Raw genomic sequence first — 12,539 nt, forward strand, 5'->3', positions numbered from 1 at the left:
CCCTGCTGCGGGCGCTTTGCGGCTCTGGCCCATTCCGTTAAACTTGCTGGGTCAATTTTCCTCTAAAGGACATCCCTATGTATCAGGACATTATTCGCTCAGAACTCAATGAAGCCGCCGATACGCTCAATAAGTTCCTGAGTGATGAAGCCAACATTCACGCCATTCAGCGCGCAGCCGTGCTGCTGGCCGACAGCTTCAAAGCCGGTGGCAAAGTGCTCTCCTGCGGCAACGGCGGCTCGCACTGCGATGCCATGCACTTCGCTGAGGAGCTGACCGGGCGCTACCGCGAAAATCGTCCTGGCTATCCGGCCATCGCCATTTCGGATGTCAGCCATCTCTCCTGCGTCAGCAACGATTTTGGCTACGACTATGTGTTCTCCCGCTACATCGAGGCGGTCGGGCGCGAGGGCGATGTGCTGCTGGGGCTGTCCACTTCGGGTAACTCGGCCAACATCATCAAAGCCGTAGAAGCCGCGCGCGCCAAAGGCATGAAAGTGATTACCCTGACCGGCAAAGACGGTGGCAAAATGGCCGGTACGGCCGATATCGAAATTCGCGTGCCGCACTTTAATTATGCCGATCGCATTCAGGAGATTCACATCAAAGTGATCCACATCCTGATGCTGTTAATCGAAAAAGAGATGGTTAAGTGATGACGTGTTCCTCCCGCGCCCGCGGGAGGCTCTGATAAGGCGGTTGCTATGTGCGAATTGCTCGGGATGAGCGCCAATGTCCCCACGGATATCTGTTTCAGTTTTACCGGTCTGGTGCAGCGTGGCGGTGCAACCGGGCCGCACAAAGATGGCTGGGGCATCACCTTTTACGAAGATAAAGGCTGCCGCACCTTTAAAGATCCGCTGCCGAGCTACAACTCGCCGATTGCCCGCCTGGTGCAGGAGTATCCGATCAAGTCGCATTCGGTGGTGGCGCATATTCGTCAGGCCAATCGCGGCCAGGTGTCACTGGAAAATACCCATCCGTTTACCCGCGAACTGTGGGGCCGCAACTGGACTTACGCGCATAACGGCCAGCTAAAGGGCTATCGCCAGCTGGAGACCGGGCATTTCCGTCCGGTAGGCGAAACCGACAGCGAAAAGGCGTTTTGCTGGATTCTGCATAAGCTGGCTGAGCGCTATCCGCGCACGCCGGGCAACTGGCCGGCGGTGTTTCGCTATGTGGCGGAACTGGCGACGGAGCTGCGCCAGAAGGGCGTGTTCAATATGCTGCTGTCTGACGGACGCTATCTGATGGCCTTCTGCTCAACCAATCTGTACTGGATTACGCGCCGCGCGCCGTTTGGCAAAGCGAAGCTGCTCGATCAGGATGTGGAGATTGATTTTCTGCAGCAGACCACGCCGAAAGACGTGGTGACGGTGATTGCGACGCAGCCGCTGACCGGTAATGAAACCTGGCACCGCATCGTGCCAGGTGAGTGGGCATTATTTTACCTGGGTGAGCGCCAGGAATGATTTCGACGCCGCTTCCGGTGTGCTCATGACCGGCGTGTTGTTCACCGCATACTGACCGGTTGCCGTCACGTTGACCGTTGGCGGCACGTGGTATTTGGCGAAGTAAGCATAGCCCGGCTGCAGTTCACGCCAGAAGCTGATGTAAGTAGAGTAACGATGACGCTGCATGTTGCTGTCGGTCATGCGGAACGGGAAGATGTTGACCTGCACATCCTGCTGACCGTTACGCAGCGCGGCGTTCACGTAAGTGAAGATCTCATCCATCGACGCGTTGGTCATGGCATAGCAGCCCACGGACACGCAATCGCCGTGAATCATCAGGTAGTTACCGTTATAGCCTTTGGCGCGATCGTACTGATTCGGGAATCCGGTATTGATGGCGCGATAAAAACGGCTGTCCGGCTTAAGCTGATTCATCTTCACGTTATAAAAGCCTTCCGGACTTTTAAAATCGCCCTGACGACGTTTCGGCCCGAGGCCGCCGGAGAAGTTACAGATGCGATAGCTGTCCAGCAGACGATATTCATTACCGATTTTGCCGTACAGTTCCAGCGTACGCTCTTCCTTGAAGATCTGAATAAATACCGGTGTACCCAGTAATTGTTTCTTTAACTCTTTGCTCACCGGAGCCAGCGGCTGCATTGGCTCAGGCGTCATTGCCCAGCTCAGGAGCGGCATAAGAATCATCGCAAACAATAATGCGATTCTGCCCATTCTGTGTGTACCTTGAAGTGAAGAGGAACGCTGACGCAGTGCGTCACTGTATTGCATTATCGGAAATATCCGCTACCGCAGCGCAACATTATCATTGTCTGGCGTTTAATCAAGCCGGAGTCCGAGAAAATGGTGCAATCCTAAAGGGAATACGACCACAAATTTGTAAACTTTAATCGCACGCGCCACAAATATTGCCGTTGTTTTTCTCTGCTGTATACTTATCCAGTATCCGGAGGGGCGTATGCGCAAAATCATTCATGTCGATATGGACTGCTTTTTCGCGGCAGTGGAAATGCGCGACGATCCTTCATTACGTGATATCCCGATTGCCATCGGCGGCAGCCGCGTGCAGCGTGGGGTGATCAGCACCGCCAACTATCCGGCGCGGAAATACGGTGTGCGCAGCGCGATGCCGACCGCCACGGCGCTGCGCCTCTGTCCCCATCTGAAACTGCTGCCCGGCCGCTTTGACGCCTATAAAGAAGCTTCGCAGCAGATTCGCGCCATCTTTACCCGCTATACGCCACTGATTGAGCCATTGTCGCTGGATGAAGCCTACCTGGACGTCACCGACAGTGAACACTGCCAGGGATCGGCCACGCTGATGGCGCAGGCGATTCGCGCCGATATCCTGCGCGAAACCGGCCTGACCGCGTCGGCTGGCATTGCGCCGATCAAGTTTCTCGCCAAAATCGCCTCAGACATGAACAAGCCAGATGGCCAGTATGTAATTACGCCGCAGGCGATGCCGGACTTTCTGCTGACGCTGCCGCTGAGCAAGATTCCCGGCGTTGGCAAAGTGGCCACCAAAAAGCTCGAAGAGATGGGGCTGCGCACCTGCGCTGACGTACAGCAGGCCGATCTGGCGCAGCTGCTGAAGCGCTTTGGAAAATTTGGCCGCGTGCTGTGGGAGCGCAGCAACGGCATCGACGATCGCGACGTGGTGGTGGAGCGCGAGCGCAAATCGCTGGGCGTCGAGCGTACGCTGGGTGAGGACATCCATCACTGGGAGCAGTGTCTGGAGATTATTGATTTTCTCTATGCCGAACTCGATCGCCGTCTCAGCGCGATCCGCCCGGATAAGCAGATTGCGCGCCAGGGCGTAAAGCTGAAATTCAACGATTTCCAGCTCACCACCCAGGAGCATGTCTGGCCGGTGCTGAATAAAGACGACATGATCGCCGTGGCGCGTCAGGCCTGGGATGAACGCCGCGCCGGACGCGGTGTGCGGCTGGTGGGGCTGCACGTCACGCTGGTAAATCCGCAGCTGGAGCGCCAGCTGGTGCTGGGGTTGTAATGGCTGAGCTGCCGCTGGAAGAGAGCTACAGCGCGGTCGCCTGACGCGGCACCGTTACCGTAAATAAAAAATCCTGCCCGGGGGCAGGATTTTTTTATCGCAACGGCGTTACGCTTTTTCCGGTACCACGTTCAGCAGCGCGGTCAGCAGTTTCCAGTACAGACCGACGCTGTCGATGTGCACCTGCTCGTCCGGCGAGTGCGGACCGGTGATGGTTGGCCCAATCGATACCATGTCCATGTCCGGATACGGTTTTTTGAACAGGCCGCACTCCAGACCGGCGTGAATCACCTGAATGTTTGGCGTCTTACCAAACAGCGCTTCATAGGTTTTACGCGTCAGCGCCATGATGGGCGAGTCGGCATCCGGCTGCCAGCCTGGGTAACCGCCTTTCGGCGCGGTTTTCGCCCCGGCCAGCGCACCCAGCGAGGTCAGGGTTTCGACCACCCAATCTTTACCGGTGTCGATCAGCGAGCGAATCAGGCAGATGATCTCGGCGCTGTCCTGCTCCATGGTGACCACGCCGACGTTAAGCGAGGTTTCCACCACGCCTTTCGCCACGTCCGAGTTGCGAATCACACCGTTTGGCGTGCTGTTCAGCAGGTTGATGAAGCGATCGCGGCTGTCTGCGGTCAGCGCCTGGCCCTGATTCGCCAGCGGCTCGCTCAGCACGGCGACGTTCTTCTCTTTACTGCCCAGCTCATTCTGCAGCGTAGCCTGGAAGTGGGCGGCAGCAGACTTCAGCGCATCCACTTTATGGCTGTCGATGGCCAGCGTAGCGAACGCCTCGCGCGGAATCGCATTGCGCAGCGTACCGCCGGTGAACTCAATCAGACGGATATCCAGCTCAGCCGCGTGCACGGCAAGGAAGCGCGCCAGCAGCTTGTTGGCGTTGCCGAGACCAAGATGAATGTCCGCCCCGGAGTGACCACCTTTCAAACCTTTCAGCGTCAGCTTCAGGGTTTCGAAACCGGCAGGCACGGCCTCGCGGCTCAGCGGCAGGGTAGTGATAAAGTCGATACCCCCGGCGCAGCCCATGTAGATCTCACCTTCCTCTTCCGAGTCGGTGTTGATCAGGATGTCCGCCTGCAGCCAGTTTGGCTGCAGACCAAAGGCGCCGTCCATGCCCGACTCTTCGGTCATGGTCAGCAGCACTTCCAGCGGGCCGTGGGTCAGGCTGTTGTCCGCCAGCACCGCCAGCGCAGAGGCCATACCGATACCGTTATCCGCACCCAGCGTGGTGCCGCGCGCTTTCACCCACTCGCCATCAACGTACGGCTGAATCGGGTCTTTGGTGAAGTCGTGTACCGTGTCATTGTTCTTCTGCGGCACCATATCGAGGTGCGCCTGCAGCGCCACCGGAGTACGGTTTTCCATGCCTGCGGTAGCAGGTTTACGAATCAGGATATTGCCGACCTGATCGCGTTCAACCCAGAAACCTTGCTCTTTAGCCCAGCCAACAACGTATTCGGCCAGCGCTTCTTCATGGTAAGAAGGGTGCGGAATCGAGCAGATTTTTGCGAAGATGTCCCACAGCGGCTGCGGGGAAAGTTGAGACAATTCAGACACAACGCGTCTCCTGTGTCAGCGCGGCGGACATACCGCTCGCACGCGGGTTTCCAGTGAAAGATCGCCGTCAGCACATCTGACGTGATGGGCCAGAGAATATCACTGTTTCCTGCCGGGTGCGCCATCGGGCGCGCTAAAAACCTGCAACCGATGTGACGGGTGCTGGTTTTTAACGCGTCAGATCCTTATAATCTCGCGCAACCTTTTCCCCCTTGCATATTTTTAAGCCAATCTCATTGGCCGGGATTCCTTTTATGAGCGAAAAATACGTCGTTACCTGGGACATGCTGCAGATTCATGCCCGTAAACTGGCCCAGCGCCTGCTTCCTGTGGAACAGTGGAAAGGCATCATCGCGGTCAGCCGCGGTGGTCTGGTTCCGGCATCGCTGCTGGCGCGTGAACTGGGGATTCGCTACGTCGATACCGTGTGCATCTCCAGCTACGATCACGATCACCAGCGTGAAATGAAAGTGCTGAAGCGCGCAGAAGGCGACGGTGAAGGTTTTGTGGTCATCGACGATCTGGTGGATACCGGCGGTACCGCGCAGGCGATTCGTGATATGTATCCAAAAGCGCGTTTCTGCACCATCTTCGCCAAGCCGGCTGGCCGCGCGCTGGTGGACGACTACATTGTCGATATTCCGCAGAACACCTGGATCGAGCAGCCGTGGGACATGGGCGTGGTGTACATTCCGCCGATTGTAAAAAGCTGATTGATGCAACGCAAACAACGCCCGGTTATGCCGGGCGTTGTGCTTTCTGCGCCTCGCGCCCGTGCGGCGGGTGCAGTACACTCTTAGCCATCTATGCGACTGCCGCAGGAGAAGCTTAAGATGGCCGAGAAAAATCTCAGCGAAGAACTGTTCAAACCCCGCTTCAAACACCCGGAAACCTCCTCGCTGGTGCATCGCCAGCACCACCCGACGGCGCAGGTGCACAATGCCCTGGAAGGCGATACCCAGCGCGGCTGGTATCGCATGCTGAATAAGCTGCTGTGGACGTGGCGCGGCCTGGCGCCGCAGGAGATCAGCGAAGTGCTGGCGCGCATTGCCGTCAGTAAATTTGAACACACCGACGAAACGCTGCTGGACACGGTGATTGGCTATCGCGGCGGCAACTGGAACTATGAGTGGTCGAAGCAGGCGGCGCTGTGGCAGCAGCGTGCAATGCAGAACGCCGATCACGATGAGGCCGGCCAGCAGTGGCTGCATGCCGCCAGTCTGTACAGCCTGGCCGCGTATCCCTACATTAAAGGTGATGAGCTGGCGGATCAGGCGCAGGTGCTGGCGAATCGCGCTTATGAAGAAGCCACCCAGCGCCTGCCCGGCGAGCTGAAATCCCTGACCTTTCCCATCAGCGGCGGCAGTCCGGTCACCGGTTTCCTGCATATGCCGGCGCAGGCCAGCGCGCCGTATCCCACCGTGCTGCTGTGCGGCGGTCTCGACTCGCTGCAGAGCGACCATTACCGGCTGTTTCATGATTATCTGGCACCGCGCGGCATCGCCATGCTGACGCTGGATATGCCGTCGGTGGGTTTCAGCAGCAAATGGACGCTCAATCAGGACACCAGCCAGCTGCATCAGCAGGTGCTGCGCGAGCTGAGCAACGTGCCGTGGATTGACCACACGCGCGTGGCGCTGTTCGGTTACCGCTTTGGCGCCAACGTGGCGACGCGGCTGGCTTACCTTGAGGTGCCGCGTCTGCGCGCGGTGGCATCGCTCGGGCCGATGGTGCATCACGTGTTTGTCGATGCGCAGCGCCAGCAGCAGCTGCCGGATATGTATATGGACATGCTGGCCAGCCGGCTGGGCATGTCGTCGACCTCCGACAGCAATCTGCGCATCGAGCTCAACCGCTATTCGCTCAAAGTGCAGGGCCTGCTGGGTCGCCGGACGCCGGTGCCGATGCTGGCCGCTTACTGGCCCAACGATCTGTTCAGCCCGGAAGAGGAGGCGCAGCTGATCGTCAACTCCTCGGCGCAGGGCAAGGCGCTGGCGATTCCCGCCACGCCAGTGTTTGCCAGCTTTGACAAGGCGCTCAATCAGATTTGCGACTGGCTGGCAAAACAGTTGCAGCGCTAACTGGCGAAATACGCAGACTCTGCTACAACTTATCTTCGGGAAAATACGTGCGGTGGCGTTTTGCCGCCGCGCTACGTTTTATACGGTTTATTTGAGGGAGAGAGTTAGCATGACGTTACCGAGTGGTCACCCCCGTAGTCGCCTGCTTAAGCGCTTCACCGAATTGGGGCCGTACATCCGTGAAGGACAGTGTGAAGAGACGCGTTTCTTCTTTGATTGCCTGGCAGCGTGCGTCAACGTCAAACCGGCGCCGGAAAGCCGCGAGTTCTGGGGCTGGTGGATGACGCTGAACGCCTATGAAGATCACTTCACCTACGAATACCACTTCGGCCTGTTTGATAAAGACGGCGACTGGAGCGTGGCCGCGATCAAGGGCAAAGAGAACAATGAGAAAGTGGAGAGCACGCTGCGTAATTTCCACGAGCGCCTGAAAGCCACGCTGCATGAGTTTAAGCTTGATCTCAGGCCCGCGGCGGGGTTCAAAGAAGAGCCGGTTAAACTCAGCGCCTGAACCTGAGTCAGACCTGAATAAGAAAGAGCCGGTGATGAGCCGGCTCTTTTTTTACAGACACAGACAGGGTAATGCTGAAGCTTAGAACTGGTAGGTCAGACCGACCGCCACCACGTCATCGCTGTTGATGCCCAGCGGGTTGTTGTCATCCAGCTGGTTGATTTTGTAGTCAACCATGGCCGACATGTTTTTGTTGAAGTAGTACGTCATCGCCACGTCGACATATTTCACGATGTCCGCATCGCCAATGCCTTCAATGTCTTTGCCTTTGCTCTGCACGTAGCCCAGCGATGGACGCAGACCGAAGTCGAACTGATACTGCGCAACCACTTCAAAGTTCTGCGTTTTATTCGCCACGCCGCCTGTGATTGGCGTCATGTTACGGGTTTCAGAGTAGGTCGACGCCAGGTAGATGCTGTTCGCGTCATATTTGATGCCCGCGCCCCAGGCTTCCGCTTTGTCACCACGGCCCAGACGGGTCGCCACGTCCTGCGAGTTGGTACGGTCAGCAGAGGAGATCGCACTCATCAGGCTGACACCGCTATCGCCGAGGGTGTAACCCAGTGACGCACCGTAACCGTCGCCGTTCTGCTTAGGAATCTCTGAACGGCCGTTGGCGCTGGTGGAATCGTTCTTGCCCTGATACTGCACCGCGAAACGCAGGCCATCAACCAGACCGAAGAAATTACTGTTGCGGTAAGTGGCGACGCCAGAAGTACGGCCCAGCATGTAGGTGTCGGTGTAGGCGCTGTCGCCACCGAACTCTGGCAGCACGTCGGTCCATGCCAGCACATCGTAAACCACGCCGTAGTTACGACCGTAATCAACAGAGCCGTAGTTACCAAACTTCAGACCGGCAAAGCCCAGACGGGTTTTGTTACCGATGTTAGCGTCGGTGTTGGTTTCAGCGCGGTTACCCTGGAACTGATATTCCCACTGACCGTAGCCGGTCATCAGGTCGTTAATTTGCGTCTGCCCTTTGAAGCCCAGACGGATGTAAGTTTTGTCGCCGTCAGCGGCTGCGTTGTCGCTGAAGTAGTGCATGCCTTTCACACGACCGTACAGATCCAGTTTGTTACCGTCTTTGTTATAAACTTCTGCGGCTTGTGCGGTTGAGGCCAGAGCCAGCGCGGAAACGATGAGTGCCAGTGTGCTTTTCTTCATTTTGCTATCAATCCCAATGAGTAAAATTTGTTGTACCCGTGAAAAGGTTTGTAAAACACGGGACGTTTTACCGACTGGCAATGAAGGTTTTATGACATTTTTTCTGATTTCTTGTTAATCGCGAACTTTTGGTCTACCCGCTTGACAGGCGTTTTTTGTGCTTTTCCCCTTGCCGCTGTTGGCTTCCTTGCTGACTCCTGTTAAAACGTCCCTTCGCAGATTTTTTTCTTACATGGCAGGAAAAACATGAGTGGCAGTCAGACCCTGGTGGTCAAATTGGGTACCAGCGTCCTCACCGGCGGATCGCGCCGGCTGAACCGGGCGCATATGGTGGAGCTGGTTCGGCAGTGTGCACAACTGCACGCCGCCGGTCATCGCATTATCATCGTCACCTCTGGCGCAATTGCCGCTGGTCGCGAACACCTTGGTTACCCGGAACTGCCACCGACCATCGCCTCAAAGCAGCTGCTGGCTGCGGTGGGGCAGAGCCGTTTAATCCAGCTGTGGGAGCAGCTGTTCTCCATCTACGGTATCCATATCGGGCAGATGCTGCTGACGCGCGCCGACATGGAAGACCGTGAACGCTTCCTCTACGCGCGCGATATGCTGCGTGCGCTGCTCGACAACCATATCGTGCCGGTGATTAACGAGAACGACGCGGTGGCAACCGCGGAAATTAAGGTTGGCGACAATGACAACCTGTCCGCGCTGGCGGCGATGCTTGGCGGTGCCGATAAACTGCTGCTGCTGACCGATCAGCCTGGTCTGTTTACCGCCGATCCGCGCACCAATCCCGAAGCAGAACTGATCAGCGATGTGCATCAGATTGATGATGCGCTGCGCACGCTGGCTGGCGGCAGCGTCTCCGGTCTCGGCACCGGCGGCATGGCCACCAAACTGCAGGCGGCGGATGTTGCCTGTCGCGCCGGCATTGACGTCATCATTGCGGCCGGCAGCCGCGCGGATGTGATCGGGGATGTGCTGCACGGCAAACCAGTGGGGACGCGCTTCCACGCGCAGCAGTCACCGCTGGAAAACCGCAAGCGCTGGATCTTCGGCGCGCCACCGGCGGGCGAGATCACCATAGACGACGGCGCGCTGGCGGCGGTGCTGGAGCGCGGCAGTTCGCTGCTGCCGAAAGGCGTCCGTGACGTGCAGGGCAATTTCTCGCGCGGCGAAGTGATCCGCATTCGTAACCTGCAGGGGCGCGATATCGCCCACGGCGTCACGCGCTACAACAGCGATGCGATGCGCATGATCGCCGGTCATCACAGTCAGGAGATTGGTGAGATCCTCGGTTACGAATATGGCCCGGTTGCGGTGCACCGCGACGATATGATCGTCAGTTAAGGAGCGGATGATGTTAGAACAGATGGGTAAAGCGGCGCGTGAGGCGTCGTACAAACTGGCGGAGCTCTCCACCGAACAAAAAAATCAGGTACTGCTGACCATCGCCGATCGGCTGGAAGCGGAAAGCGCCGACATTCTGGCGGCTAACCAGCAGGATCTGGCCGATGCGCGCACTAACGGCATGAGTGCGGCGCTGCTCGATCGTCTGACGCTCAACCCGCAGCGCCTGAAAGGCATCGCGGATGACGTGCGCCAGGTGTGCCGGCTGGCCGATCCGGTTGGCCAGCTGATCGACGGCGGGCTGCTTGACAGTGGCCTGCGCATTGAACGACGTCGCGTGCCGCTCGGCGTGATCGGGGTGATCTACGAAGCGCGCCCGAACGTCACGGTCGATGTGGCGTCCCTGTGTCTGAAAACCGGCAACGCGGCGATTCTGCGCGGCGGCAAAGAGACCTGGCGCACCAACGCCGCCACAGTGCGGGTGATCCAGAACGCGCTCATTGAGCATGGTTTACCGGCAGCAGCGGTGCAGGCGATTGAGAACCCGGATCGCGAACTGGTGAATCAGCTGCTGAAGCTGGATCGCTACGTTGACATGCTGATCCCGCGTGGCGGCGCCGGGCTGCACAAGCTGTGCCGCGAAAATTCCACCATTCCGGTGATCACCGGCGGTATCGGCGTGTGCCATCTCTATCTCGACGAAACCATGGAGACGGACGCCGCGCTGGAGGTGATTGTTAACGCCAAGAAGCAGCGTCCCAGCGCCTGTAACTCGCTGGAAACCCTGCTGATTCATCGCGGTCAGGCTGAGCGTTTCATTCCGGCGTTTCTGCAGCGTATGGCGCAGGAGAACATTGCGCTGCACGCCGACGAAAACGCGCTGGCGCTGCTGCAGCAGGGGCCGGCCAGCGTGGTGGCGGTGCAGATGCACCAATACGACGATGAGTGGCTGTCGAACGATCTGAACGTCAAGCTGGTGGCGGACCTCGATGAAGCGGTCGCGCACATCCGCGCGCACGGCACCCAGCACTCCGACGGCATTCTGACGCGCAGTATTGGCAACGCCAATCGCTTCGTGAATCAGGTCGACTCATCGGCAGTGTACGTCAACGCCAGCACCCGCTTTACCGACGGCGGCCAGTTTGGTCTCGGCGCTGAAGTGGCGGTCAGTACGCAGAAACTGCATGCGCGCGGTCCGATGGGCCTCGAAGCGCTCACCACCTACAAATGGATTGGCTGGGGCGACGATACCCTGCGCCGTTAGTTTTCTCTCCGGCATCATAATGGGCACCTGACGCGGTGCCCTTTTTGATCGCTTTCGATCCAGTTATTTCCAGAGCTTTTCGTTTTATTCCTGTCATCTGTGGCGCGCCTGCGGCTTTTCGCCCATTTTTTGCTGTGGGTGCTGGTCTCAGCGTTACAGAACAATCCTGAAAACCCCTGTCAGAACAAGCTGTCAGAGATTCATTACTGGTTTCCACCAGGGCGAAGAGGATAATGATCGTCCAGCTTTATTGATAAAAGCGGTTGGGTAGTAAACTAGCGGTAATATAAAATGAACTGGTAGCAAAAATGAAAATAACATTCAGTCTTTTACTGATGGCAGACTATTAACTGATGGTTAAAAAAGAGAGTACGAGACAAGCTTTTACTGCCAGGCTGATTGCCGCATGCGAGAGCGCGGGAATTGTCGGACATGGACGGAACAAACAGGTCGCTCAGGCACTGCAACAACGGGGATGCAGGATCTCAACTCCAGGGGTCTGGAAATGGTTTAACGCGCAATCCATTCCGGATGACAGTAATCTGCTGGCGCTCAGCCAGCTGTTAGGCGTGCGCGTGGAGTGGCTACAGTTCGGCATGGAAAAACCGGATGTGGCGCTTGCCCGTCAGCGCCTGATCGATCCGCAGCACATGTTCCGCGTCGAAAGCCTGGACATCGGGCAACGCAGCGCACAGGGTATTGTCGCGCGCGACGAACTGGTCGAGACCATTCAGGCGATTGAATACGGTCTGGATGAGGCGCGCGTGCTGTTTAACGGTCGTCCGGCCGAAAATATCCGGCTGATTGCCCTGAACAGTGACTCCATGGCCGGTACTTTTGCTCCGCGCGATCAGCTGTTCGTCGATATCAGCGTGCACCGCTTCGACGGTGACGGCATCTATCTGTTCAATCTCGACAACCAGCTCTACCTCAAGCGGCTGCAGTTACAGCACAAGAAGGTGGCGGTGATCTCCGACAATAAACGCTACGAGACCTGGTATCTGACGCTGGACGAAGCGGCGTCGCTGCAGGTGATTGCCCGCGTCATCATGAGCCAGGCGCGTGACTATCAGATTCTGGGCTGAGCAGCAGTGCGTTAACCGGCAAAAAAATA

12 protein-coding genes are annotated in these 12,539 nt (G+C 57.6%); 9 read left to right on the top strand and 3 right to left on the bottom strand.

What is annotated here, in order from left to right; genetic code table 11:
- Positions 1-77 precede the first annotated feature (77 nt).
- Together lpcA and C1Y42_RS00190 are read left to right on the top strand one after the other, a co-directional pair.
- A complete protein-coding gene (gene lpcA, locus C1Y42_RS00185) occupies positions 78-656 on the top strand; it encodes a D-sedoheptulose 7-phosphate isomerase (RefSeq protein ID WP_104092611.1) in 579 nt (192 codons plus the stop codon).
- A gap of 48 nt (positions 657-704) precedes the next feature.
- Positions 705-1,472 (top strand): class II glutamine amidotransferase, encoded by a 768-nt coding sequence (locus C1Y42_RS00190; protein ID WP_021507283.1) that lies wholly within the window; start codon positions 705-707, stop codon positions 1,470-1,472.
- Here C1Y42_RS00190 and dpaA read toward each other — a convergent pair.
- Complete coding sequence (gene dpaA, locus C1Y42_RS00195) at positions 1,443-2,186, bottom strand: peptidoglycan meso-diaminopimelic acid protein amidase (protein ID WP_058758015.1); 744 nt, start codon at positions 2,184-2,186, stop codon at positions 1,443-1,445. The genes C1Y42_RS00190 and dpaA overlap by 30 nt on opposite strands.
- A gap of 244 nt (positions 2,187-2,430) precedes the next feature.
- Between dpaA and dinB the strand changes: the two genes are divergently transcribed.
- Positions 2,431-3,486, top strand: a complete 1,056-nt coding sequence (gene dinB, locus C1Y42_RS00200) for a DNA polymerase IV (RefSeq protein WP_058758014.1) — start codon at positions 2,431-2,433, stop codon at positions 3,484-3,486.
- A 108-nt stretch (positions 3,487-3,594) separates the two neighbouring features.
- Here the strand turns inward: dinB and pepD are convergent, their stop codons facing one another.
- Entirely contained in the window at positions 3,595-5,055 is a 1,461-nt protein-coding gene (gene pepD / locus C1Y42_RS00205; RefSeq protein ID WP_104092612.1) for a beta-Ala-His dipeptidase, read from the bottom strand.
- A gap of 254 nt (positions 5,056-5,309) precedes the next feature.
- Here pepD and gpt point away from each other — a divergent pair, with 254 nt between their 5' ends.
- The 3 genes from gpt (at position 5,310) to crl (ending at position 7,647) form a co-directional block, all read left to right on the top strand.
- The gene (gene gpt / locus C1Y42_RS00210) at positions 5,310-5,768 is read left to right on the top strand and encodes a xanthine phosphoribosyltransferase (protein WP_021507279.1); all 459 of its coding nucleotides are present in this window, start codon (positions 5,310-5,312) and stop codon (positions 5,766-5,768) included.
- A gap of 120 nt (positions 5,769-5,888) precedes the next feature.
- On the top strand, positions 5,889-7,136 hold the full coding sequence (gene frsA / locus C1Y42_RS00215; RefSeq protein WP_058769336.1) for an esterase FrsA: 1,248 nt from the start codon (positions 5,889-5,891) through the stop codon (positions 7,134-7,136).
- A gap of 109 nt (positions 7,137-7,245) precedes the next feature.
- On the top strand, positions 7,246-7,647 hold the full coding sequence (gene crl / locus C1Y42_RS00220) for a sigma factor-binding protein Crl (protein WP_021313042.1): 402 nt from the start codon (positions 7,246-7,248) through the stop codon (positions 7,645-7,647).
- Positions 7,648-7,728: 81 nt separating this feature from the next.
- Here the strand turns inward: crl and ompC are convergent, their stop codons facing one another.
- A complete protein-coding gene (gene ompC, locus C1Y42_RS00225) occupies positions 7,729-8,811 on the bottom strand; it encodes a porin OmpC (protein ID WP_021507277.1) in 1,083 nt (360 codons plus the stop codon).
- 246 nt (positions 8,812-9,057) lie between these two features.
- Here ompC and proB point away from each other — a divergent pair, with 246 nt between their 5' ends.
- The 3 genes from proB to C1Y42_RS00240 all read left to right on the top strand — a co-directional run bounded on the left by proB (position 9,058) and on the right by C1Y42_RS00240 (position 12,510).
- Positions 9,058-10,161 carry a glutamate 5-kinase gene (proB, locus tag C1Y42_RS00230; protein ID WP_088517013.1) on the top strand — a complete coding sequence of 368 codons (1,104 nt, stop codon included), beginning with the start codon at positions 9,058-9,060 and terminating at the stop codon, positions 10,159-10,161.
- A gap of 10 nt (positions 10,162-10,171) precedes the next feature.
- Positions 10,172-11,425 (top strand): glutamate-5-semialdehyde dehydrogenase, encoded by a 1,254-nt coding sequence (proA, locus tag C1Y42_RS00235; protein ID WP_104092613.1) that lies wholly within the window; start codon positions 10,172-10,174, stop codon positions 11,423-11,425.
- Between the two features lie 353 nt (positions 11,426-11,778).
- Positions 11,779-12,510: a S24 family peptidase gene (locus C1Y42_RS00240; protein WP_031279669.1), complete on the top strand. Its 732-nt coding sequence runs from the start codon at positions 11,779-11,781 to the stop codon at positions 12,508-12,510.
- Positions 12,511-12,539: the final 29 nt, after the last annotated feature.

It is taken from the genome of Pantoea sp. ICBG 985 (assembly GCF_002928365.1).
Taxonomy (GTDB): Bacteria; Pseudomonadota; Gammaproteobacteria; order Enterobacterales; family Enterobacteriaceae; genus Pantoea; species Pantoea dispersa.

Excerpts from the sequence above, each read along its gene's own strand:
- dpaA (WP_058758015.1), bottom strand. The coding sequence starts at position 2,186 with ATGGGCAGAATCGCATTATTGTTTGCGATGATTCTTATGCCGCTCCTG.
- proB (WP_088517013.1), top strand. The coding sequence starts at position 9,058 with ATGAGTGGCAGTCAGACCCTGGTGGTCAAATTGGGTACCAGCGTCCTC.
- ompC (WP_021507277.1), bottom strand. The coding sequence starts at position 8,811 with ATGAAGAAAAGCACACTGGCACTCATCGTTTCCGCGCTGGCTCTGGCC.
- lpcA (WP_104092611.1), top strand. The coding sequence starts at position 78 with ATGTATCAGGACATTATTCGCTCAGAACTCAATGAAGCCGCCGATACG.
- frsA (WP_058769336.1), top strand. The coding sequence starts at position 5,889 with ATGGCCGAGAAAAATCTCAGCGAAGAACTGTTCAAACCCCGCTTCAAA.
- dinB (WP_058758014.1), top strand. The coding sequence starts at position 2,431 with ATGCGCAAAATCATTCATGTCGATATGGACTGCTTTTTCGCGGCAGTG.
- C1Y42_RS00240 (WP_031279669.1), top strand. The coding sequence starts at position 11,779 with ATGGTTAAAAAAGAGAGTACGAGACAAGCTTTTACTGCCAGGCTGATT.
- gpt (WP_021507279.1), top strand. The coding sequence starts at position 5,310 with ATGAGCGAAAAATACGTCGTTACCTGGGACATGCTGCAGATTCATGCC.
- crl (WP_021313042.1), top strand. The coding sequence starts at position 7,246 with ATGACGTTACCGAGTGGTCACCCCCGTAGTCGCCTGCTTAAGCGCTTC.
- C1Y42_RS00190 (WP_021507283.1), top strand. The coding sequence starts at position 705 with ATGTGCGAATTGCTCGGGATGAGCGCCAATGTCCCCACGGATATCTGT.
- proA (WP_104092613.1), top strand. The coding sequence starts at position 10,172 with ATGTTAGAACAGATGGGTAAAGCGGCGCGTGAGGCGTCGTACAAACTG.